The sequence below is a fragment of the Streptomyces sp. WM6378 genome (assembly GCF_001279695.1).
GTDB lineage: Bacteria > Actinomycetota > Actinomycetes > Streptomycetales > Streptomycetaceae > Streptomyces.
The window spans coordinates 64,340-86,396 of the sequence record NZ_LGDD01000308.1 but is presented as its reverse complement, the minus strand read 5'-3'; the positions used below and the strand labels follow the sequence as shown (position 1 = coordinate 86,396).

The window sequence follows — 22,057 nt, the reverse complement described above, 5'->3', positions numbered from 1 at the left end:
TGGCACATGCGTACGGAGTCCGGCCCACAGGGGAGGGCCGGACTCCGTATCGTTGCGCGAGCGCTACTTGTTGTTCGCGGTGGCCACCGCGGTGACCGCCTCCTTGGCGGTGACGGTGGCGCCCTCCTGGACCTCGTTGGTCTGGGGGGCGTCCGCGCCCTGGTAGCCGGTGCCGTTGTAGTCGACGGCGAGCACGACGTTGGCGGTGCGGACCACCACGACGCCGTACTTGAAGTCCGCGTCGGTCTTCTTCAGGTCGAAGGTGATCGCGGTCGCCTGGTCGCCGAGGCCGGGGACCGGCGAGGTCTTCACGTTCTTCGCGTCGGCCGTCGACTGAGCGGCCGAGACGGCCCGGTCGAACTGCTTCTGGGCCAGCGAGTCGCCGGTGCCGAGGCCCTGCGTGGAGTCGTAGCGCTTGAGGTCGATGTCGAGCCAGCGGTAGAGCGAGCCCTGGACGCCCTTGTCGTCGAGGCCGTTCCAGGTGCAGCTCGCCTGGGCCTGCGGGTCCGTGGTCTTGCCGACCTCGCCCGCCTTCGTCTTCGCCTTCGGGACGTACTTGTCGATCGACCCCGCGCCGATCGTCTGGCACGCCTCGGGGAGCTTCTTGAACTTCGCCGGGGCGAGCGAGGGCGACGCGGAGGCCTGCGTGCCGCCGGACGTCGACGAGGACGAGGAGTCCGTCTTCTTGTCGCCGCCCGAGTCGGAGGAGCAGCCCACTGCGACGAGCATCACAGGGACGGCGGCACAGGCGAGGACACGGGCGAGCCGGATGCGCGGGGCCGGGGCGTGGGCCTTTTCGGGGGTGGCCGGGGCTGATCGGTGCATGATTCCTTCGCTCTTCGTTCTTCGCGCTGGCGCGCTATTCGCTGAACTGCTCGACGAGCTTGCCGGCCATGGCCTGGGCCTGCTCCTGCAGCTCCTTGCTGTCGGGGACCACGGCGGATGCCGCGGCCTGGGCGGTGTACTCGATGGTCACGATCACGTTGGACGTGCGGAAGACCACAGTGACGGTACGTTGTCCGGCCCCCGAACCGCCGTCGGAGCCGGACGGGGACAATACGTCGTTCAGGAACGCCGCGTCACCGAGCCCGCTCAGCCGGCGCGGCTGGAGGCCGTCCCCGTCGCTGCTCTCCGAGGGGCTCGGGGAGGCCGGGGAACCGCTCGGCGGGGCCACCGAGGCGGACGGGGTGCGGGGGGCGCCGGAGACGGGCGGGCCGGACGGGGTCGGGGCCGCGGAGGAGGTCGGGGCGGGTGCGGAACTCTTGGGGGCGGGCAGGTTCGCCGCCGTCTCCTTCTTCCCGTACAGCTCCTTGGTCTGGTCGTCGTCGCTCACCGCGGGGTCGTAGGAGACGACCCGCTCGAAGTCGACCGTGAGCCTTCGCACACCGTCGGCCGTCTCGTCCTTCCAGCGGCAGCCGACCCGTCGGTCGGTGTCGTAGGTCAGATCGGCGGTGCCCGCGTACTCCTTGGTGGCGTCGGCCTCCGCGAGGGCGGCCGCGCCCGGCAGCATGTCCTTCAGCGCACTCTTGCTCACGGCCCGGCAGGGCTCGGGAAGGGTGCGGTACTTGCCGGGCTGCGCGGCGGCCGACTTGGGCACGCCCGCCTTGGAATCGTCGGTGGAGCCGTCGCCGCCCGAGGCCGCCGAGCAGCCCGAAGCGAGCGCCACAAGCAGCGCGAGACCGGGCACGTACGCCTTTCGCTGCACGGCTTCCAGGCTCCTTTCAGCAGGACGACGTAGGAAAAAGCGGTTGCCGCCCGAGGGCGGTGGCCGGACACAATGTGTATCGCACGCGCACCTGTGAACGCCGGTCCGCTGTCCTGGATGTGGACCTTGGCGCCAGATTTGCCGTATGTGCACTTTCAGGCGCTTTGGTGCCGTTTTCTGCTCTCGGGGGATCGAAGAATTATGTCGTACGTGGAGATGCCCGGCGCACGGGTGCCCATCAGGATGTGGACCGACCCGGCGTCGGTGGACTCGGGGGCGCTGCAGCAGCTGCGCAATGTGGCCACCCTGCCGTGGGTCAAGGGCCTCGCCGTGATGCCGGACGTCCACTACGGCAAGGGCGCCACGGTGGGCTCGGTCATCGCCATGCGGGGCGCGGTGTGCCCGGCCGCGGTGGGCGTCGACATCGGCTGCGGCATGTCCGCGGTCAAGACCTCGCTGACTGCCAACGATCTCCCGGGCGACCTCTCCCGGCTCCGCTCGAAGATCGAGCAGGCCATCCCGGTGGGCCGGGGCATGCACCGCGACCCGGTGGACCCGGGGCGGCTGCACGGCCTCTCGACGTCGGGGTGGGACGGGTTCTGGGAGCGGTTCGGGGGGATCGCCGAGTCGGTCAAGTTCCGCGAGGAGCGAGCCGTGAAGCAGATGGGAACGCTCGGATCCGGAAATCACTTCGTCGAGTTCTGTCTGGACGAGTCGGGTTCGGTCTGGCTGATGCTGCACTCGGGGTCCCGGAACATCGGCAAGGAGCTCGCCGACTTCCATATCGGCGAGGCGCAGAAGCTGCCGCACAACCAGGGCCTGGTGGACCGCGACCTGGCCGTCTTCGTCGCGGACACCCCGCAGATGGCGGCCTACCGCAACGACCTGTTCTGGGCCCAGGAGTACGCCAAGTACAACCGGGCGATCATGATGGCGCTCTTCCAGGACGTGGTCCGCAAGGAGTTCAAGAAGGCCAAGGTGACCTTCGAACCGGTCATTTCCTGTCACCACAACTATGTGGCGGAGGAGCGGTACGACGGCATGGACCTGCTGGTCACTCGTAAGGGCGCGATCCGGGCGGGCTCCGGCGACTTCGGGATCATCCCGGGCTCGATGGGCACGGGTTCGTACATCGTGAAGGGCCTGGGCAACGCGGCGTCCTTCAACTCGGCCTCGCACGGCGCGGGCCGCAGGATGAGCCGCAGCGCGGCGAAGCGGACGTTCTCGACGCGGGACCTGGCCGAGCAGACGCGGGGCGTCGAGTGCCGCAAGGACTCGGGTGTGGTGGACGAGGCCCCGGGCGCCTACAAGCCGATCGAGAAGGTCATGGACCAGCAGCGCGACCTGGTGGAGGTCGTGGCGAAGCTGAAGCAGGTGGTGTGCGTCAAGGGCTGAGGCGCTGACCTGCCAGTACGTCAACGGCTGAGGTTCTCGCCGGCGCAGAGGCCAGGGGGGCCGAGGTTGTCGCCGGTCCTGCGGCTGGCCGGTTCGTACCGGGGGAGCGCGGCCGGGCCGGGGGCTTTCGCCCCCGGCCGCCGCCTCTTCCCGGCCCGCATGCCGGGAAAGCGCCGGAAGGGGCGCGCGGCTGTGCCTTCGGCGAGCCGGAGGCCTGCCGGGCACTGCCCGTATCACGAGGACGTACCGGGGAGGGGTCCGGTTTTGTCCGGGCGGCGGTGGCAGAAGCCGCCCGGTGTCCGCGGGACGCCCGGCAGGGCATCGTCTGCCCATGCCCTGCACTGCCGGTTCTGGCGTACGCGGACAACGTCCTCGTGACAGCGGACGTCTGGGCGATCCGGTGCCGCCCCGTTACGGGGCGTCCCATTGATCGTCCTCAACCAGCATGCAGGAAGCGGCGGTAGTTTTCCGCTGAAGATTTATCCGCTGAAAAGCGGGGTGGGAAAAGATCCGGCCCGGCGGGCGGGATACGGGTGATCAGGTGGCCGGATGCGCCGGGCTGCCGGGCGGGAACTGCTCGCGTCGGGCCGTGGCGGGGCGCCGCTGAACTGACGGTGCATCAGGCGGTGGCCTGACCGTGGTGCGGCGGGCGGTCGTCGATGAGGCGCTCGTCCGACAGGGCCCACTGATAGGTGAGTTCCTGAAGCGTGGACGCTCCGAACAACTGCCGCAAGGTGTGCACCTCCTTGGAAAGGCTGCGCAGGCCGATCCCCAGGCGCTGCGCGGTGAGCCGCTGCTCGATGCCGCGGGCCATGTCGCGCAGGATCTCGCGCTGGAGCAGCGTGGTGCGCGTCCCGCTGCGGCCGGCCGAGCGGGGCGCGCCGCTGTGCGGGTCGCCGTTCCAGGGGTCGGCGCGCCGCCAGCACTCCTCGAAGACCTCGGCGATGAACGCCACCACGGCCCGGTCCCGCACGTGCCAGGAGGCATGGCCGGGCGCGGAGTTGACGATGTGATCAGAGATGAACGCCTGGCGCCGGTCGATGACCACGCAGCGCTGGAACTGGGTGACCTGGGTACGGAACTGGGCGCCGCGGCCCGTCATCGCGCTCACGTAGGCACGGGTCACCACGTCGTCGCGGCCGGTGTCGAGATACAGGCTGCGGATGTGGACCCCGCGGGCGAGCGCGGCGCAGTCCCGCTCCTCGATGGCCAACCGCTGAGACTGGGTTCGGGGGCCGCAGGGCTGTGCGGTGAGCAACTCGGCGCGGGCCTGGCCGACGGCCTGCTCGATACGGGCGTCGACGAGCTCGGGCTCGCCCAGGAACTCCGAGCCGCGGCCCGAGCGCCACTTGGCGCGTTCGAAGTGCAGGCTCAGCTCGTCGGTGACCTGGGGGATACGGGCCGCGAGCGCGGCCTTGGCCGCCATCCGCCGCAGCTCGTCGTCCAGGCGGCGCCGGCCGGCCTCCTGAGGGTCGAGCGCGATGGGCAGGTGCGGCAGCCGCGGGTCGGTGGTGACCAGGCCCCACTCGGCGAGCTCCGCGAGCGCCCGGGCATCCCGCTCCGGGTCGATGTGCTCATGGCGGGTGACCCGGCCGTAGACGTCGACGGCCTCCGGCGACAACGCTCCGGCGTTGGCCACCCGGCTGTCCGGTTCGCCCATGTCTGCCCCCGTTGCGACGTTGCGTGTGTGCGCCCTGCGTACGCGCGCACCCCGCTACCGCTTGATCCATGCACAGCCCATGAGTCAGCGTACCTGTGGGGTCTCTCCTGGCGGGTGCCTCGGTGGCCACCCGAAGGGGCGGGCGCCAAAGCTGTGCCCGGAGGGGCCGACCGTACCCGACCCGTCCACGAAAGGGCACACCTCGCCAATCACCTCCCGGCCCGCGTTCCGGCCGTGATGGCCGACGCCGTCCACGCCCAGACCGCGGTGACCGCTGTGCTCCCAGCCCCTGACGCCTTCGGGCCCGTCCGGGGCCGTCCGGCTGTCGGCGGGCCGCGCCCCCGCCGGTCCGCACGGGCCGCCCGGCGCCTCGCGGCCACCCCGTGCGCTCCGAGGAATCGATCCGCTCCGACAATGGGACGTACGCCGACAATGGAACGTACGCCGACCAGGGGACGCGCGCCGGGAAGCCGGTGCACGCCGATCACCCGGCCCGGAGCCGATGGCAGAGTCGGGACCGAGAGCCGGGAGCGGCTGTTCCAACCGCGCGGCCAATGGCGAAGTCGCCGGCCGCCCGTTACCGGGGGAGAACCACAGATGGACAAGCCCGCTCTGCGCTCTCTGCTGCGCGAGCGCCGCGCGCTGATCACGCCCGAGAGCCACGGGCTGAGCAGACCCACCCGGCAGGGGCGGCGGGCGCCCGGCCTGTCGCAGGCCCAGATCGACCAGATCCTGCACCGCGCCCCCGACACCTACGGCCGCCTCGAATCCGGCCGCTACCCCAACCCGCCCGCGGACCTGCTGCAGGACGTGGCCCGCCTGCTCGGCATGAACGAGCAGGAGTGGATAGCCCTGTGGCGGTACTGCCTGGGCCAGGATCCGCCGTTCCCGCTGCATTCGCAGTCCGGAGAGGAGATCCCCGGCGTGTGGCAGGAGGCCGTCGACGGCATCGGACACATGGCGTACGTCAATGACCGGTCGTGGAACCTGCTCGCCCACAACGAGCGCTGGACCGAGATGTTCCCCGGCCAAAGGGTGCCGCAGAACACCATGCGGTGGATGGCGCTCGACCCCGCCGCCCGCGAGACCCTGACCGACTGGGAGCACTCCTGGGCGCCGCTGGTGCTGCCCCAGCTGCGGGCCGCGCTGGCGGCCGACCCCACCGACGAGACGCTGGCGCAGATCGAGAAGGAGGTCCTGGAGGACCCGCTCGCCGCCGGGATCTACAACCGGGCCAGCTCCTACCTCCACCTCGACGGCGACGAACGCCCTCTCAACCACGCGGCCCAGGGGCCGGGCTGGGTGACGATGTGCGCCGCCCAGCCGATGGCGGCCCCGGGCGCCCGCATGATCATCCTGGTGTTCCACGCGGGCGAGAAGCGGCGGCACACCCGGGCGCCGATGCTTCGGGCGAGGGTGCAGTAGGTCTGGCGGGGCTGGGGCCGGGCTTGGTCCCCGGCCTGCACCGGTGGGGTGGGCCGGGGTGCGGTTTCGGGCCGCGGTGCGGCTTTGGGCGGCCGGGCTGTGGCGGGCCGGCGTGGGGCGGCCGGCCCGGTCCGGCTACAGCTCGCGGTGGACCTTGGTGTTGGAGGCCTGGGCTCGGGGTCGGACCACGAGCAGGTCGATGTTGACGTGGCTGGGCCGGGTGACCGCCCACGTGATGGTCTCGGCGACGTCGTCGGCGGTGAGCGGCTCGGCCACGCCCGCGTACACCTTGGCGGCCTTCTCGGCGTCGCCGCGGAAGCGCGTCGTCGCGAACTCCTCCGTCTTCACCATGCCGGGCGCGATCTCGATGACCCGCACCGGGCGGCCGACGATCTCCAGACGGAGCGTCTCGGCGAGCACGCGGGCGCCGTTCTTCGCGGCCACGTAGCCGCCGCCTCCCTCGTAGGTGGCGTGGCCCGCCGTGGAGGAGAGGATGACGACCGTGCCGTCGCCCGAGGCTTCGAGCGCGGGCAGCAGGGCCTGGGTGACATTGAGCGAGCCGATGACGTTCGTCTCGTACATCTGCCGCCAGTCGTCCGGGCTGCCGGTGGCGACCGGGTCCGCGCCGAGCGCGCCGCCCGCGTTGTTGACGAGCACCCCGATGGTGCGGAAGGCGGTGGCGAACTCGTCCACGGCGGCCCGGTCCGTCACGTCCAGCGCGTACGCCGTCGCCTGGTGGCCCGCCTCGTTGATCTCGGCGGCCAGCGCCTCGATGCGGTCCTTGCGGCGGGCGGTGACCACCACGCGGTATCCGGCGGCGGCCAGTTGGCGGGCGGTGGCGGCACCGATCCCGCTGCTCGCTCCGGTGACGACGGCGATCGGGGTCCCGGCGGCAGTCATGTCGTGCTCCTCGCGCGTGTGGCGACCGGCGCTGCGGTCGAGGGTGTGGCGGTGGTCGATGGGTTGTCGATCGGCAGGTGGCGATCGGCGGGGTGGCGGTCGAAGGGCGGTGGTCGAAGAGGTGATCGAAACCGATACGCGGCCAGGATAGGCGGGGTGACGCGAGCGCGGCACGGCCGACCGGGACGGGCAGGGCTGGGCCGGGACGGGTGGGGCCGGGGGTGGGCGGGGCGCGTGCGGGCCGGGCCGGGCGGTGTCAGGGGTGGGCGGCGTGCGTCAGGTCGGGGCGGTGTTCAGCGGCCGCGCGGGGCGTACATGATCACGGCCATCCCGGCGAGGCAGATCAGGGCGCCGGTGATGTCCCAGCGGTCGGGCCGGTAGCCGTCCGCGACCATGCCCCAGGCGATCGAGCCCGCGACGAAGACACCGCCGTACGCGGCGAGGATCCGGCCGAATTCGGCGTCCGGCTGGAGCGTCGCCACGAAGCCGTAGATGCCGAGCGCGACGACTCCGGCACCGATCCAGACCCAGCCCCTGTGCTCCCTGACGCCCTGCCAGACGAGCCAGGCCCCGCCGATCTCGAAGAGGGCGGCCAGGACGAACAGAAGAGCTGAGCGTGCGACGAGCATGGACTCAGGGTGGCATGGCGCGGGACCTCGTTCGGGATGGCGTTGTTCGGGGCGGCGCTCGGGGTGGCGTTCCTGGAAAATTTCGGGTGAAAGGTACCTTTCGCTCATGGTGGTTCGTGTGATGAGCAGATCAAGCAGGGTGGGCGGAGCTGGAGCGCCCCACCGGGCCGGCGCCCGCTCGGCCGGCGCCCGTCCTGCCCGGGCCCGCGGAACTCTGGCGACGGTCTCCGTCGCCGTGCTCGTGGCGGCGACGCTGATCGCGACGGGCGCGCCGAGCGGCGCGACCGGGACCGTCGGTGGTGCTGGGCCTGAACGTGGTGTCGTCCCCGCCCGGGCAGCGCCCGCCCCAGCAGCGCCCGCCTCAGCCGTGGCCGGCGGCGCCCTGGACGAGGCGGATGTGTCGTATCACGGGCACGTCTCCCTCTGGAACGGCCGGGTCGGCGTCTGGCTCGCGACGGCCAACCACGGTCCTGCGCCGGTCTCGGGAGCCACCGTGCGGCTCCGGTTCTCGGTGGCTCTCGCCCCCGGCGCCACGCTGCCGCCGAGCTGTCTGCGTACCGGCCCGTCGATGGTGGTGTGCGGCACGGGCTCGATGCGGGCGGCGGGAACCGGCGTGCAGCTCGCCCTGGACGTGGCCACCGTCGGCATCCCGGCCGAGGTGGGCCTCACCATCGACACCGTCTGGAGTGGCGGTACGAGCGACCGCAACCTGGCGAACAACACCCACCGCGTGCTGGCCCTGGCCACGGGCGACCCGTACACCTTCTGAACAGCGGGGTGCATGGGGCGGGTTGGGCCTCCTGAGGCGGCCCGCCGTTACGCGCGCCCCGTCCAGCGGGTGAGGGCCGCGTGCAGGCCGGGCGCGTCCGGGCGGTCGCTTGCCCAGGCCACGTATCCGTCGGGGCGGACGAGCAGCGTGCTGCCGCGCCCGCTCTTCCAGTGGGCGCATGTCGCCTCTTCCGGCGCCGCCACCCGGCCGTCCCGTGGTGTCACCAACACGAACTCGCCCCGCCGCAGCACCTCGTAGAGGCGGCCTTCCGTGAGCTCCAGGTCGGGGACGCGCTTTCCGGTGAGCGGGTGCGATCCGCGCTCTGCTCGGTACGAGATGCCGAGGCCGCTGATCATCCCGATCGCCTTGTCGGCGACAGGACGTACGACTTTGAGGAATCGGGTGATCGCTGAACGGCCTGCCCGCTGAAGGGGGTTGTGGGCCATGGCGAGCCGTACGAGCGCGCCGCTGGTGCGCAGCACCATCGCGCCGACCGGGTGGCGCTCGGCCTGATAGCTGTCGAGCAGAGCCTCGGCGTCGGCGGTGCGGCCCCGCAGCACGGCGGCGAGTTTCCAGGAGAGGTTCGCGGCGTCCTGGAGGCCGGTGTTCATGCCCTGGCCGCCGGCCGGGGAGTGGACGTGCGCGGCGTCTCCGGCGAGGAAGACCCGGCCGACCCGGTAAGCCGGAGCCTGCCGCTCGTCGCTGTGGAAGCGGGAGATCCAACGGGCGTCGTGCATCCCGTAGTCGGTGCCGAAGGCCTCGCGGGCGATCGCGCGGAGCTCGTCGAGGTCTACGGGGGCGGTGTCGGGGACCTGGCGGTTCCGGCTCCACCCCATGACCCGGTAGTAGCCGTCGCCGAAGGGGGCGACGAGGGCGAAGGAGTCGCCCGAGCCGTTGACGGTGAGCATGTCCTCCGGCTCCTCGGTGAGCCGCACGTCCGCAAGCACGATCGAGCGGATCACGGCCACGCCGGGGAACGGCAGGCCGAGCGCCTCGCGGACACCGCTGCGCACGCCGTCGGTGCCGACGAGATAGCGGGCCCGGACCGATACGGGCTCCCCGGTGTCTGCGCCGCGCAGCTCGGCGGTCACCCCCTCGCCGTCCTGACGGAGGCCCAACAGCTCGGTGCCGTAACGGAATTGGACTCCTTCGGACAGGGCGCGCCGCTCAAGGAGCTGCTCCACCTCGTACTGCGGAGCGATCAGCACGTACGGGAAGCGCGTGCGCAGCCTGTTCAGGTCGAGGGTGAGGCGGCCGAACATGTTCATCCGTCCCATGGCCCTGCCCCGCTTGACCAACTCGTCGGCCAGGCCGCGGGCGTCGAGCATTTCCAGCGTGCGCGCGTGGACGCCGAAGGCGCGCGTCATGTTGCTGATCCCGTGCGGCCGGCGCTCGGCGACGGTGACGCTCAGGCCCGCGGCGGCCAGGTCACCCGCGAGCAACAGCCCGGTCGGCCCCGCGCCGACCACAAGGACGTCGCTGATTAAGGGGCCTTCGGGTCGGGCCGCGCGCGGGGAACTTGCGGTGTCGGGCGAGCCGGATGAGTTCGTCGAGCCGGTGGAGCCGGACGAGTTTGTGGTGTCGTTCATGGCTGCCTCCTCGGGTGCCAACGGTTGTTGGTCAACACTTGTTGGCAAATGTAGAACCATCCCGGCTGGCATGTCAACACCCGTTGGCCTACAGTCGTTGGCATGATGACCGAAGCCCCCGCAGGAGGCCCTCGCCGCACCTCCGAAGCCACCAAGGCCGCGATCCTCGAAGCCGCCCGAGAGCGCTTCGCGTCCGACGGCTACGAGCGCGCGACCATCCGGGCCATCGCCCGGGACGCGGGGATCGACCCGTCGATGGTGATGCGTTACTACGGGAACAAGGAGGGCCTGTTCGCCGCTGCCTCCGAGATGGACCTGGGCCTGTCCGACCTGGGAGGACTGCCTGGCAAGCACATCGGAGCCGTGCTCGTCACGCACTTCCTCGACCGCTGGGAGGCCGACGACGTGCTCACCGCCCTGCTGCGGGTCGGCGTCACCAACGCGGCCGGCGCCGAGCGGATGCGGACGATATTCGCCGAGCAGATGATCCCGGTCGCCGCCGGCGTCTGCCCCGACCCCGCCGACGCCCCGCGCCGCGCCGCGCTGGTCTCCTCGCAGATCCTGGGCATGGCGATGGCCCGCTATGTACTGCGCTTCCCGCCCGCGGTCGCCATGTCCCGCGAAGAAGTGATCGCCTGGCTGGCCCCCACGGTGCAGCGCTACCTCACGACCGAGCAGCCGTAGGCCTCCGCCCCGCAGGGACTCTGCCGCGCCGTGCGCCCGCGAGTCCTCTGCGCCGTACACTTTCTGCATGGCACAGAAGAAGAGCCCCGGGGGCCGGGACCGCGCCGAGCGGGCCGGTCTGATGCGCGACCTGGGCGCCGTCTCGCGCCGCTACATGGCCTCGTACGCGCTCTTCAACCAGGCGCTCGCCGACCATCTGGGGCTGCACCCGACGGATCTCCAGTGCCTCAACCTGCTGGGGCTCGAACCCGGGCCCGTCACCACGGGGCGGATCGCCGGGCTGACCGGGCTCACCACCGGTTCCGCGACCCGGCTCGTCGACCGCTTGGAGAAGGCCGGGTACGTGACGCGGCGCCGGGACAGCGAGGACCGCAGGAAGGTGCTCGTCGAGGTGGTGCCCGAGCGGATGGCGGAGCTCGGCAAGGTCTGGGGTCGGCTCAACGGTGCCTGGTGGGAGATGTTCGACGCGTACGAGGACGACGAGATCGCGCTCATCGCCACCCATATGCGCCGGACCGTCGACCTCAGCGCGGCCCAGGTCGAACGCCTCAGGAGCGGGCAGCTCTAAGCCGTTAATGGGTGATGGCCCCAATAGGCCGTTTGTCGTGGGGAGTTGAAGGCGGCCATGCCCGACCGGCAGGCCCGGGGTCGTCGCTATCCGGCCCGGTCCGCCGGGCAGGTCCCGGCTGTGCCGAACTCGCGGACGGCCTCGTCGACGATCGCCTCAAGGCTGGCGTGGTGAGCCCCTCGCCAGTAGACGCGCTCGCAGGAGCCGCACTCCGCGAAGACGTCGTACGTGGTGCGGGTGCCGTGTTCCAGACGCTCGCCCACCGTGTCCTTGTCGGCCTCCCGCAGCGGTGCGTTGCAGGCGGTGCAGCGGGTCCAGGGCGCGAGGGCCGGGGCGAACCGGCCCAGCACGTCCCGGAGTTGCTCGTCCGTCCGGTGGCTGTAGACGTACGCCCCGGCCCACAGCTCCCTGCGGTGCAGCAGCCCGCGGTCCCGGGAGAGCAGGACGCGCTGTTCCTGCGCGGAGAGCGCGGCGAGCGCCGGGTCCCCGATGTCCTCGCTCTCGTACGCCGCGTCGACGCCGAGCAGCCTCAACCGGCGTGCCAGCGTGCCGAGATGGACGTCGAGGAGGAAGCGGAGCGGGGCGCCCGGCACCTTCTGCGGGCGTTCGACGGCGCGCACCTCGATGAACTCGCCCGCCACCGGGATGTGCGAGACCGGGACCTCGCGGCCATCGGCGAGCAGCCGGCCGGCCTCGGTGAGCGGAACGCCCAGCGATTCGACGACGTGGCCGAGGGTGGACACGCCGTCGGTCACGACGGCGCTGCGCCCCTCGCGGCGCTTCGTCGGAACGAAGAGCCGCAGCTCAGGGGCGAAGTCGATATGGATCTCCGGTCCGTTCACGCGGTCAGGATCGCATTGCCGCGGGGGCGGGGGCCAGGGATTTCGGGGCGCGCCCCGGTGCTCACGCCGGAGCACCGGGGGCTCGCTCGTGGTGCGGGTGATCGCCATGGGGTGCCCTGGGGGCGCGGCCCCGGCCCTGCCCCGCCGACCGTCGCCTACGGGCGGAAGGCGTCCGCGTTTTCGCCGGCCCAGGCGGCGAAGGTGCGGGCCGGGTGACCGGTCAGCTCCTCGACGGTGGCGGTGACGGAGTCGGGGCGGCCCTCGTGCGCGGCGAAGTAGCCGAGCAGCGCGTCCGCGATGGTCGGGGGGATGAAGTCGGCCATCGACTCCTTCCAGGCCGCGCCGCTCACGGCGTTGACGCCGATCGGCCGGCCGGTGGCCTCGGCGACCACCGCCACCTGCTCGGCGGCGCTGAGGGAGGCGGGCCCGGTGAGGTGGTGGGCGCGGCCGCGCAGCTCGGGCCTGGTGAGGACGGCGAGCGCGGCCTCCGCGATGTCGGCCTCGTGGATGGGGCTGGTCTGCGCCTCGGGGTAGGGGAGGTCCACGGTGCCGGACGACTTGGCCGCCCAGGCCCAGCCGAGTGCGTTGCCCGCGAAGGCGCCGGGCTGCAGGAAGGTCGACTGGATGCCGGAACGTTCGAGGCCGCGCTCGACGGCGAGGTGCATGGCCGCGATGGCGTTCGTGTCGGCGTCGGTGTCGAGCACGGAGCTGGAGGACAGCAGCGCGATGTGCTGGACCCCGGCGGCCTTCGCCTCGGCGAGGAACGCCTCGATGTGCTTCGGGTTGGCATACAGGAAGACCGACTCGACCCCGGCCAGCGCGGCCGGGAACGTCGCAGGGTCGTCGAGGTCGAGGACGACGCGCTCCACGCCGTCCGGAAGGGTCAGCTTGTCGGGGCTGGCGGAGGCCGCACGAACGGCGATGCCGCGCTCCCGAAGCAGCGGGATGAGGGTGGCGGCGACCTTGCCGCGGCTGCCGGTGATCAGAACCGTCATGGTGGAAATACCCTTCGGGAAAAGGAAGTTGAGGGGCTACGGCAGTGCTGACACGCAAGGAACGAGCCTACGTCGCAGCCGCCTGGTCGAGGCGGGCGCCGACGCGGTGGGCGCGTGATGCGAGGTCTCGGCGGGTGTCGCCCGGGCGTCGACGGGGGCGTCGGTGGCGCTCCAGCGGGTTGAGGCTTCGCCATTAGATTGCACTGTGCAGAATCTGCGTTACGCAGATAAATATCCTCGACGAGGCCGCACTCGTCAAGCGCGTTCCGGCGGGGGGGTGCCCGACAGCCCGGCCGGGGGCGGCCGGGGCTGGCCGGGCAGGGCAGAGTCAAGCGGTGCCGGGCAGGGCGGGGCCTTACCCTTCCCGCATGAAGATCATTGACCTTGAGCCGGGCGACCCGCGTCTGACGGACGACCTGCTGCCGGTGCTCAGCGAGCTCCGCCCGCACCTCACCGATGAACTCTTCGCCGAGATCTACGGGGAGGGACACGCCCAGGGGCTGCGCTTCACCGCCGCCTACGGCGACGACGGGACCTGCGTCGGCGCCGCCGGGTGGCGGATCATCGTCAACACCAGCGCGGTCCGCAAGCTGTACGTCGACGACCTGGTCACCGCCGCGACCGCCCGCTCCACCGGCGTGGGGCACGCCCTCCTCGCGCACCTGGAGGGCCACGCGAGGGCGGCCGGCTGCACCTCCCTCAACCTCGACTCCGGCACCCACCGCACCGACGCTCACCGCTTCTACTTCCGCGAGCGCATGGCGGTGACGGCCTTCAACTTCGACAAGCGGCTGGACTGATCCCGGCGGGCGAGGGAGGCGGCTCGGACGGGGTCAGACCCCGGCCTCCAGGTCCATCCGCCAGTCGTTGGAGCGGAGCCAGGTGCCCGGCGGGTACTCGAACTCGACCTCTCCCGCCCACTCGAACCCGGCCCTGCGGCACGTGCTGTTGGACGCGGTGTGGTCCACGGAGGGGTAGGCGTGCAGCCGGCGCCGGCCGCCCGCGGCACGGGCCTCCGCCACGACCGCCAGGAGCGCCGCGACGGCCAGGCCGCGGCCCTGGAACTCGGGGAGGATGCCGTACCCCGTCTCGTACACCGCCTCGCCCTGCCATATGCGCGGCCAGTACCCGACCGATCCGACGGTCTCGCCCGTCCCTTCGAGGACGACCTTGAACATCCGGCCCTCGGTGGCCGGGCGGGCGCTCATCGCCTTGTACTTGTCGTGCCGGGACAGCACCTTCTCCTCGGACTCCGGGCCGCCGAGGTGGTCGGTCATCTCCGGTGCGTTCTTCCTCCGGAGCAGGCCGAGGTCGCCGTCCGACCAGGCTTCGAGACGGATGTGCGGGGGAACTTCACGGGTCGTGTCGCTCATGTCGAAAACAGTAAACGCCGGGTCTGACAACGGCTGTTGATCAGGCGCGGGAGGCCCCGGGGCGCAGGACCGAGGGCGGCACGCCGAGGGTGGCGGTGAAGTCCCGTACGAGATGGGCCTGGTCGGCGTAGCCCAGCTCGGCGGCCAGCCGGGCCCAGTCGACGGCGTCGTCGGATTCGGCGTGTTCGAGGGCCTCGTGGATGCGGTAGCGCAGCACGACCCACTTCGGGCCGACGCCCACCTGAGCCGCGAAGAGCCGTTGCAGGGAGCGCGCGGACAGCCCGGCCTCGCGGGCGAGTGCGCCGACCCGGCGGACCGTGCGGTCGTGGCGGATGCGGTCGACCAGTTCCATCGCGAGCTCCGCCTGCGGGTCGGGCCGCGGATCGAGGCCGAGCAGGAAGGCGTCGAGGGCGGCGACCCGGTCCTCGTCCCGGTCGGGTGAGAGCACCGCCGTGGGGTCGGCGGTGGGAAACACGGGGTCGGCAGGGATCACCCGGTCCGTCCACTCCGACACCGGGAACCCCGGCGCGAAGGGCCGGAAGCCGCCCGGCCGGAACTGGATCCCGCACACCCGTCCCCGGCCCGCCAACTTCCGCGTGTCCAGGGCGAGTCCGACCCCCGAGAGCTCCAGGAAGTCGGGCCGGCCGTCGTCGTACCGCTGGAAAACCAGGTTGATGGAGGGGTGCGGCACCAGGTGCGAGGCGTAGGGCTGGGGCAGGTCCCAGTCGATCAGCCAGTAGTGCTCCAAGTAGGGGCGCAACTCGGGCGCCGGTTCATGGCGGCGGAACCGTACGTGCGCGAAGAGATCGGCGGCGTCGACGATGCCCCGGGTGTCGCGCCGCGGGCCGGAGTTCTGCGCTGGCATGGGCCGATCCTACGAAGCGGTCGCCTCCTACGGAGTGGCCGTGCGCCGGGCCCGTCGGTCGAACCAGTACAGCGCGCCCGCGTACAGGGCGAGCACCAGGGCGAGCAGCGGGTAGTAGGCCAGGGGCAGTGCGGCCATGCCGATGAGCGGGCCCAGGGGCGAGAGCGGAAGCAGCAGACCGGTCAGCGCGAGGACGCCGGCGGTGACGGGGATCCCGCCGCCGCGGCCCGTGCGCAGCAGGACCATCACCAGGGCCTGGGTCAGCAGGTTCTCGGTGAACCAGCCCGCGTGGAAGGCCGTTTCGGCGCGGGTGTCGCTCACGGCCCAGACGAGTACCGCGAAGGTGGCGAGGTCGGCGACGGCGTTGAGCACGCCGAACCCGGTGACGGAGGCGAGGACTTCGCGGGGCCGCAGCTTCAGCGGGCGGCGCAGCGCCCCGTCCTGCGGCCGGTCGTACGCGAAGGCCAGCTGGGCGGCGTCGAAGCACAGGTTCTGGACCAGGACCTGGGCCGGCAGCATGGGCAGGAACGGCAGCAGCAGACCGGCGGTCAGCATCGCGATGACGTTGCCGAGGTTTGAGGAGAGTGTGATCCGCAGATAGCCCGCGATGGTGGCGCCGCTGCTGCGCCCCGCCACGACGGCGTGGTCGAGCGAGGTCAGATCCTTCGCCGCGAGCACGACGTCCGCCGCCTCGCGGGCCACGTCCACGGCCTCGGGCGGGCAGATGCCGACGTCACAGGCGCGCAGGGCGGGCAGGTCGTTGACGCCGTCGCCGAGGAATCCGGTGACGTGTCCACGTTCGCGCAGGACCCGTACGATCCGGGCCTTCTGCTCGGGGGAGCAGCGGGCGAAGACAGTACTACTGTCGGCGAGTTCGCCCAGTTCGGCGTCGCTGAGGGCGTCGAAGGAGGCGGCGGTGACGACCTCGCCGGGCTCCAGGCCGAGCTCGCGGCAGGCGCGGGCGGCGGTGCCGGGGTGGTCGCCGGTCAGCACCTTCACGGCGATGCCTCTGTGGCGGAGGGCGCTGAGCGCGTCGGCCGCGGTCTCCGCCGTCGCGTCGCGCAGCCCGACCAGGCCCTGGAGGCTCAGCCCGCGCTCGTCCCCGGTGGTGTACGGGCGCCTGGCGGCGGGCCGTTCGGCGAGCGCCACCGCGAGGACGCGCAGTCCGTCGGAGGCCAGGCGTTCGGCGAGCGCCAGCGCCCGGTCCCGTTCGTCGTCGGTGAGCGCGCACCGTTCCAGGACGTCCTCGACCGCGCCCTTGACCACCAGGGTGTGGTGGCCGAGCCGGTGCGGTGTGTTGACCACGGCGGTGGACAGGCGGCGTACCGGGTCGAAGGGGAGGGCGGTGACGGCGTCGTACTCCAGGGCGTCCAGGCCTCCGGGGAAACGGTCCTCGGCGGCATCCAGGAGGGCCTCGTCGAGGGCGTCGGCGCTGGGCAGTTCGGCGAGCTGCAACGTCCACAGGCTGTTGACGGCGGCCCAGTGCAGCACCGAGTCGTCGGGGGTGCCGGCCGTGTCCAGCGCGCAGTCCAGGACGGGCCGGTCCTGGGTCAGGGTGCCGGTCTTGTCGAGGCAGACGACGTCGACGGCGCCCAGGTCGTGCAGCGCGGGCAGCCGCTTGACGATCACCTGGTGGGTGCGGGCCAGCGCGGAGGCGCCCCGCGCGAGGGTGGTCGTCACGATGACGGGCAGCATCTCGGGCGTGAGTCCGACCGCGACCGCCACCGCGAACGGCAGCGTCTCCAGACCGCGGCCGCGGAGCGCGGCGTTGGCCATCAGGACCAGCGGCGGGGGGAGCAGCATGAAGCGGATCAGGATCCAGGAGACGCCGTACACCGACCGGTCGAAGGCGGTCGTGCGCCGGTCGTTGCCCGGCAGCCTGTCGGCCTTCGCGAACCGGGTGTCCGCACCGGTCGCGACCACCACGCCGGTGCCGCTGCCGGAGGCGACGCTGCTGCCCTGGAAGCAGACTTCGGGCCGGTCGAAGTCCTGGGCCTCGACGGCGCGCGCCCGCACCTGCGCGAAGGGCTCGTCCACGGGGTACTTGGGGACCGGCGCGGACTCCCCGGTCAGCGCGGCCTGATGCATCGCCAGGCCGGTGGCCCGCAGCAGCCGCAGATCCGCCGGTACGAGATCGCCGGGCGCCAGGCGCACCACATCGCCCGGCACCACCTGGTCCACGGGTACCTCGCGCGACACCGGCGCCGCGTCGTCGGCCGTCCTGCGCAGTACGGTCGCGGTGCTCGCCACCAGCTCCCGCAGTCCGGCCGCCGACCGGTCGGCGCGGTGCTCGCCGGCCGCCCGCAGCGCACAACTCACCACCACGAGCACCGCGATGACCGCGGCCGTGGCCCAGGCGGCGACCGCCGCGGAGACCAGCGCGAGGCAGGCGAGGACAGCCGTGAACGGGTCGCGCAGACTGCGGAAGAAAATGATCGGGAGGGAGGGAACCCGGCGCGCGGGAAGGACGTTTTCCCCATACCGCGCGAGTCGTTTCTCGGCCTCTGACTCCACCAGCCCCCGGGGGCCGGAGCCGAGTGAACGCAGCAGCTGCAGAGGAGTGCTCTTTGACAACTGCAGAGAAGAGATCCGCTCAGGCGCCCAGGTCACGGACGAGTCCCGAGGGTCCCGGCAGCTTTACGCCCCCGCCAAGCCGGGCCACCAGCCAGCGCACCATCTGGGCCACATCGGGGTCGTCGACGAGATAGACGACCCGGCGCCCCTCCCGCCGGGACCGGACGAGCCCCGCGAGCTTCAGCTTCGCCAGATGCTGACTGACGGCCGGCAGCGCACCGCCGACCCTCTCGGCCAGCCCCGACACATCGGACTCGCCGTGGCTCAGCGTCCACATGATGTGCAGCCGCGCGGGCGAGGCAAGGAGTCCGAAGACGCCCGCTGCCTCGCCGAGCACCTCGGCCGACGGGTCGGTGCTGCTCGTGGTCGTCACCGTCGTCTCCCGTCGCCTAGGTGTGGTGGCCGTTCCTGTCGCCCCCGGGCAGCCATTCTAGGGGCGCCGGCTCACAGGGATACGAGGGTCACCTCGGTTGCCTTCACGCTCGACCACACGGCCGCGCCCTCCACCAGGCCCAGCTCGGCGGCCGCCTGCGGGGTGACCTCCGCGATCAGGTCGGGCGATTCGGCGGACCCGATGAGCACCCGCAGCCTGCTCCCGCTCGCTGTGATCTCCCGCACGGTGCCCGGCCAGACATTGCGGGGGCTGCCGTCGGGACGCTTGCGGTGCACGGACACCGACTCCGGCGCGATGATCGCCAACGCCCGGCTGCCCTCGTGCAGTTGCTCGGCCGCGACGATCCGCCCGCCGCCGGTCAGTGCGAGACCGTCGCCGCTCGCTTCCCCGGCCCAGGCGTTGCGGCCCAGCATCCGGGCCACCCAGGGGGAGCGGGGATTCCGGGTGACCTCGGTGGGCGGCGCGTCCTGGAGGGTGCGTCCGGCATCCAGGACGAGGACGCGGTCCGCCAGGGAGACTGCCTCGACCGGGTCGTGGGTGACGATCAGGCAGACCCCGGCGAACCCGGCCAGGTGGGTGCGCAAGGTGTGGCGGACGTGGGCCCGGGTGGTCTGGTCGAGGGCCGCGAGCGGCTCGTCCAGGAGCAGCAGCCGGGGGCGGGCGGCCAGCGCCCGCGCGAGGGCGACGCGCTGGGCCTGTCCACCCGAGAGCTGGGCGGGCTTGCGGTGGGCGAGGTGGCCGACGCCGAGCCGGTCGAGCCAGCGCTGGGCGGCGGCGCGGGCCTCGCCGCGGGCCACGCCCTGGGCGCGCAGCCCGTACGCCGTGTTGGCGAGCGCGGTCAGATGCGGGAACAGCGCGCCGTCCTGGGGCACCCAGGCGACCCCGCGCTTGTGGGGCGGCAGGGCCGTGACGTCGAGGTCGCCGAGGCGCAGTTCGGCGTGGGCGCGGGGGGTGAGGCCGAGCAGGGCCCGCAGGAGGGTGGTCTTGCCGGCGCCGTTCTCGCCGACGACGGCGATGGTGATGCCGGGGTCCGCTTCCAGCGTCAGCTCGTTGAAGCCGGTCACCTCGGCGTGCAGCGACCAACTCGGCGCAGAATCAGGGGAGTTGAGATCCTCGACGGGCTGCGGGGTGTGTCCGGCGCCTTCCGGCCCGCCCTTGGGGGAGCCGGCCGCGTCCGGGCGCGCGGAGTCGGAATCGGCCGGGCTGGTCGGCGCCGGGTCGGAGTCCAGCGGGGAGGGGTCCGCAAGTGCGGTGGTGGCCGACGAGCCGCCCCGTACCCAGGCGGAGCCGGTCCAGCGGCCGCGCAGGGCGATGAGCACTGCCATGGCGATGGCGAGCAGAAGCAGGGAGACCGAGGTCGCGGCCTCGGGGGAGTCCTGGAGGAGGAGGTAGACCTGGAGGGGCAGGGTCTGCGTGGTGCCGGGGAGGTTGCCGGCGAAGGTGATGGTGGCGCCGAACTCGCCGAGCGCGCGGGCCCAGGTGAGTGCCGCGCCCGCCGCGAGACCCGGCGCGACCATGGGCAGGGTCACGGTGAGGAAGACGCGGAACGGGGAGGCGCCGAGCGAGGCGGCGGTCTCCTCGTAGCGGGGCCGCAGTCCGCCGAGCGCGCCCTCCAGGCTGATGACCAGGAACGGCATCGCGACGAAGGTGGCGGCGACGACGGCGCCGGAGGTGTGGAAGGGGAGGGTGATCCCGAAGGTGCCCTCAAGCCAGGGGCCGAGCAGACCGCGCCGCCCGAAGCCGAGCAGCAGGGCGACGCCGCCGACCGTGGGCGGCAGCACCATGGGCAGCAGTACGAGCGAGCGCACCAGGGTCTTGCCGGGGAAGTCGACGCGGGCGAGCAGCCAGGCCAGGGGCACACCGAGAAGGAGGGAGAGGCCGAGCGCCCAGAAGGAGACGACCAGCGAGAGCCGCAGGGCCTCGGTGACATCGGGGCCGGTCAGGTGCGTGCCCAGTTCGCCCCACGAGGTGCGGGCCAGGATGCCGAGGAGCGGCATCAGCAGGAACGCGATGGCGAGCAGCGCGGGCAGGGCCAGCGCGGCGGGCGGGCGCCGGCGGGTGCGGCTGCGAGTCATGGGAGGTCCCCGGTGTCCTGATGGCGCGGGGTCTGCCCGCCCGGTGTGAACGGGCAGACCCCGCAAGGGAGAAGGGAGTTGGAGTGGTTACGGACAGGCCAGGCGCAGGGGTTACGGCTGCTGGAAGCCGGCGTTCTGGAGGATCTTCTGGGCCTCGGGGGTGGACAGCCACTTCACGAAGGCCGCGGCGGCGTCGGCGTTCTTCGATGTCTTGAGGGTGGCGGCCGGGTACTGGGCGACGGCGTTCTGTGCGTCCGGGATGTCGACCGTGTCGACCTTGCCCTTCGCGGAGGCGGCGTCGGTCTTGTAGACGATGCCCGCGTCGGCCTCGCCCAGCTCGACCTTGCTGAGCACGGCGCGGACGTTCGGCTCCTGGGAGACCGGCTTGACCGTGATCTTCTGGGCGTCGAGGACCTGCTTGCTGTAGCGGCCGACCGGCACCTCGGGGGCCGCGAGGACGACCTTCAGGTTGGGTTCGGACAGGTTCTTGAGGCCTTCGACCTTCTTCGGGTTGCCCTTGCCGGTCGCGATGACCAGGCGGTTCTTGGCGATGATCGACGAGTCGTTCACGTCGGCCTTCAGGCCGTCCATGGTCTTGGTGTCGGCGGTCACCAGGGCGTCGGCGGGGGCGCCCTGCTTCACCTGGGCGGCGAGCTCCTGTGAACCGGCGAAGGAGAACTTCACGTGGGTGCCCGGGTGCTCCTTCTCGTAGGCCGCGCCCGCCGCCTTGAAGACGTCGGTGAGCGAGGACGCCGCGAGGACGGTCAGCTGCGCCGCCTTCGGCTCGGAGCTGGAACTCCCGGACGGGGAGGCGGACTTGTCGCTTCCGCTGTCCTTGCTGCTACTGCTGCACGCGGCGGCCAGCGGGATGAGCAGGGCGGCTGAGACGACGGCCGCGGCGGCGCGGCGGCGCTTGGTGCTGAGAGCCATGACAGACATGGGGTGGTGCTCCTTCGGATGCTTGTCGAGCCGCGCCGGGAGGTGAGGGCTTCCCCTGCTTGCCGTCCTTGGTGGAGGTCCTTTTGTCGGACGTCCCTGCGAGGAACGAGGAGTGAGGAAGGGCGACGCCGGGGGGGACGTTCGTGAGTGGCCGGTTTTCGACCTAGGTGCGGTCGATGTGCACGCTGGTGGACTTCACCCGCGCGGTGGCCTGCATGCCCACCTCAAGGCCCAGCTCTTCGACGGCCTCCCGGGTCAGGAGGGAGACCAGCCGGTGCGGACCGGCCTGGATCTCGACCTGGGCGGCGACATCACCGATCTTGACGGCGGTGACGATGCCGGGGAAGGCGTTGCGGACAGAGGTGTAGGGCACCTCTTCCTCGCCGTTGGAGGACTGGCCGACTTCGATGGAGAAGGCGGCCAGATCCCGCCCGTCGATGAGTCGGCGGCCGCCTTCGTCGCGATGGGTCGTGACGCGGCCGCCGTCGGCCCAGCGGCGCACGGTGTCGGGGCTGACGCCGAGCAGACGCGCTGCCTGGCCGATGGTGTAGGACTGCATGTGCGACAAGATAGGCGGCTTCACGCCGCATATACAAAGGGTCCGGCGGAACATACGCCGCAGCTGCAGAGCCAAATGGATGAAGGTCCAAGCTGATCGCCGCACCCGGCCGGGCCC

General features: G+C 72.0%; 21 protein-coding genes. 6 read left to right on the top strand and 15 right to left on the bottom strand.

The features are described 5' to 3' along the window. Window positions 1–63 precede the first annotated feature (63 nt). Window positions 64–825 carry a hypothetical protein gene (locus ADK54_RS29790; RefSeq protein WP_053728845.1) on the bottom strand — a complete coding sequence of 254 codons (762 nt, stop codon included), beginning with the start codon at window positions 823–825 and terminating at the stop codon, window positions 64–66. Window positions 826–859: 34 nt separating this feature from the next. Next, window positions 860–1,705 (bottom strand): hypothetical protein, encoded by an 846-nt coding sequence (locus ADK54_RS29785; protein ID WP_053728844.1) that lies wholly within the window; start codon window positions 1,703–1,705, stop codon window positions 860–862. 201 nt (window positions 1,706–1,906) lie between these two features. Between ADK54_RS29785 and ADK54_RS29780 the strand changes: the two genes are divergently transcribed. Continuing rightward, a complete protein-coding gene (locus ADK54_RS29780; protein ID WP_053728843.1) occupies window positions 1,907–3,100 on the top strand; it encodes an RtcB family protein in 1,194 nt (397 codons plus the stop codon). 619 nt (window positions 3,101–3,719) lie between these two features. On the opposite strand, the gene ADK54_RS29775 is transcribed toward ADK54_RS29780, so the two are convergent. Beyond that, window positions 3,720–4,760, bottom strand: coding sequence for a hypothetical protein (locus tag ADK54_RS29775; RefSeq protein ID WP_053728842.1), 1,041 nt, complete (start codon window positions 4,758–4,760; stop codon window positions 3,720–3,722). A 597-nt stretch (window positions 4,761–5,357) separates the two neighbouring features. On the opposite strand from ADK54_RS29775, the gene ADK54_RS29770 reads away from it, so the two are divergent. Further along, on the top strand, window positions 5,358–6,185 hold the full coding sequence (locus ADK54_RS29770; protein ID WP_078966735.1) for a helix-turn-helix domain-containing protein: 828 nt from the start codon (window positions 5,358–5,360) through the stop codon (window positions 6,183–6,185). 135 nt (window positions 6,186–6,320) lie between these two features. On the opposite strand, the gene ADK54_RS29765 is transcribed toward ADK54_RS29770, so the two are convergent. Both ADK54_RS29765 and ADK54_RS29760 read right to left on the bottom strand, forming a co-directional pair. Beyond that, a complete protein-coding gene (locus ADK54_RS29765) occupies window positions 6,321–7,085 on the bottom strand; it encodes an SDR family NAD(P)-dependent oxidoreductase (protein WP_053728841.1) in 765 nt (254 codons plus the stop codon). 293 nt (window positions 7,086–7,378) lie between these two features. Next, on the bottom strand, window positions 7,379–7,714 hold the full coding sequence (locus ADK54_RS29760; RefSeq protein WP_053728840.1) for a YnfA family protein: 336 nt from the start codon (window positions 7,712–7,714) through the stop codon (window positions 7,379–7,381). A 106-nt stretch (window positions 7,715–7,820) separates the two neighbouring features. Between ADK54_RS29760 and ADK54_RS46305 the strand changes: the two genes are divergently transcribed. Next, the gene (locus ADK54_RS46305; RefSeq protein WP_159047933.1) at window positions 7,821–8,483 is read left to right on the top strand and encodes a hypothetical protein; all 663 of its coding nucleotides are present in this window, start codon (window positions 7,821–7,823) and stop codon (window positions 8,481–8,483) included. A gap of 47 nt (window positions 8,484–8,530) precedes the next feature. Here the strand turns inward: ADK54_RS46305 and ADK54_RS29750 are convergent, their stop codons facing one another. Continuing rightward, on the bottom strand, window positions 8,531–10,072 hold the full coding sequence (locus ADK54_RS29750; protein WP_078966734.1) for an FAD-dependent monooxygenase: 1,542 nt from the start codon (window positions 10,070–10,072) through the stop codon (window positions 8,531–8,533). A 102-nt stretch (window positions 10,073–10,174) separates the two neighbouring features. Between ADK54_RS29750 and ADK54_RS29745 the strand changes: the two genes are divergently transcribed. After that, window positions 10,175–10,756: a TetR family transcriptional regulator gene (locus ADK54_RS29745; protein WP_199827057.1), complete on the top strand. Its 582-nt coding sequence runs from the start codon at window positions 10,175–10,177 to the stop codon at window positions 10,754–10,756. Window positions 10,757–10,823: 67 nt separating this feature from the next. Beyond that, window positions 10,824–11,324: a MarR family winged helix-turn-helix transcriptional regulator gene (locus ADK54_RS29740; RefSeq protein WP_053728838.1), complete on the top strand. Its 501-nt coding sequence runs from the start codon at window positions 10,824–10,826 to the stop codon at window positions 11,322–11,324. Between the two features lie 86 nt (window positions 11,325–11,410). Here ADK54_RS29740 and ADK54_RS29735 read toward each other — a convergent pair whose 3' ends face one another. Both ADK54_RS29735 and ADK54_RS29730 read right to left on the bottom strand, forming a co-directional pair. Further along, a complete protein-coding gene (locus ADK54_RS29735) occupies window positions 11,411–12,166 on the bottom strand; it encodes a Mut7-C RNAse domain-containing protein (RefSeq protein ID WP_053728837.1) in 756 nt (251 codons plus the stop codon). A gap of 155 nt (window positions 12,167–12,321) precedes the next feature. After that, a complete protein-coding gene (locus tag ADK54_RS29730; protein ID WP_053728836.1) occupies window positions 12,322–13,161 on the bottom strand; it encodes an NAD(P)H-binding protein in 840 nt (279 codons plus the stop codon). A 368-nt stretch (window positions 13,162–13,529) separates the two neighbouring features. Here ADK54_RS29730 and ADK54_RS29725 point away from each other — a divergent pair, with 368 nt between their 5' ends. After that, window positions 13,530–13,961, top strand: coding sequence for a GNAT family N-acetyltransferase (locus ADK54_RS29725; RefSeq protein WP_053728835.1), 432 nt, complete (start codon window positions 13,530–13,532; stop codon window positions 13,959–13,961). A gap of 33 nt (window positions 13,962–13,994) precedes the next feature. Here the strand turns inward: ADK54_RS29725 and ADK54_RS29720 are convergent, their stop codons facing one another. The 7 genes from ADK54_RS29720 to ADK54_RS29690 all read right to left on the bottom strand — a co-directional run bounded on the left by ADK54_RS29720 (window position 13,995) and on the right by ADK54_RS29690 (window position 21,940). Continuing rightward, the gene (locus ADK54_RS29720) at window positions 13,995–14,534 is read right to left on the bottom strand and encodes a GNAT family N-acetyltransferase (protein WP_053728834.1); all 540 of its coding nucleotides are present in this window, start codon (window positions 14,532–14,534) and stop codon (window positions 13,995–13,997) included. A gap of 40 nt (window positions 14,535–14,574) precedes the next feature. Then, window positions 14,575–15,399, bottom strand: coding sequence for a helix-turn-helix domain-containing protein (locus ADK54_RS29715; protein ID WP_053728833.1), 825 nt, complete (start codon window positions 15,397–15,399; stop codon window positions 14,575–14,577). A 27-nt stretch (window positions 15,400–15,426) separates the two neighbouring features. Then, window positions 15,427–18,009 carry a magnesium-translocating P-type ATPase gene (gene mgtA, locus ADK54_RS29710; RefSeq protein WP_078966733.1) on the bottom strand — a complete coding sequence of 861 codons (2,583 nt, stop codon included), beginning with the start codon at window positions 18,007–18,009 and terminating at the stop codon, window positions 15,427–15,429. After that, the gene (locus ADK54_RS29705) at window positions 17,993–18,346 is read right to left on the bottom strand and encodes an ArsR/SmtB family transcription factor (protein ID WP_053728831.1); all 354 of its coding nucleotides are present in this window, start codon (window positions 18,344–18,346) and stop codon (window positions 17,993–17,995) included. The genes mgtA and ADK54_RS29705 overlap by 17 nt, the downstream gene beginning before the upstream one ends. Window positions 18,347–18,417: 71 nt before the next feature. Further along, a complete protein-coding gene (locus ADK54_RS29700; protein ID WP_053728830.1) occupies window positions 18,418–20,442 on the bottom strand; it encodes an ABC transporter permease in 2,025 nt (674 codons plus the stop codon). A gap of 111 nt (window positions 20,443–20,553) precedes the next feature. Further along, a complete protein-coding gene (modA, locus tag ADK54_RS29695) occupies window positions 20,554–21,372 on the bottom strand; it encodes a molybdate ABC transporter substrate-binding protein (protein WP_053728829.1) in 819 nt (272 codons plus the stop codon). Window positions 21,373–21,544: 172 nt separating this feature from the next. Beyond that, window positions 21,545–21,940: a TOBE domain-containing protein gene (locus ADK54_RS29690; RefSeq protein WP_053728828.1), complete on the bottom strand. Its 396-nt coding sequence runs from the start codon at window positions 21,938–21,940 to the stop codon at window positions 21,545–21,547. Window positions 21,941–22,057 lie beyond the last annotated feature (117 nt).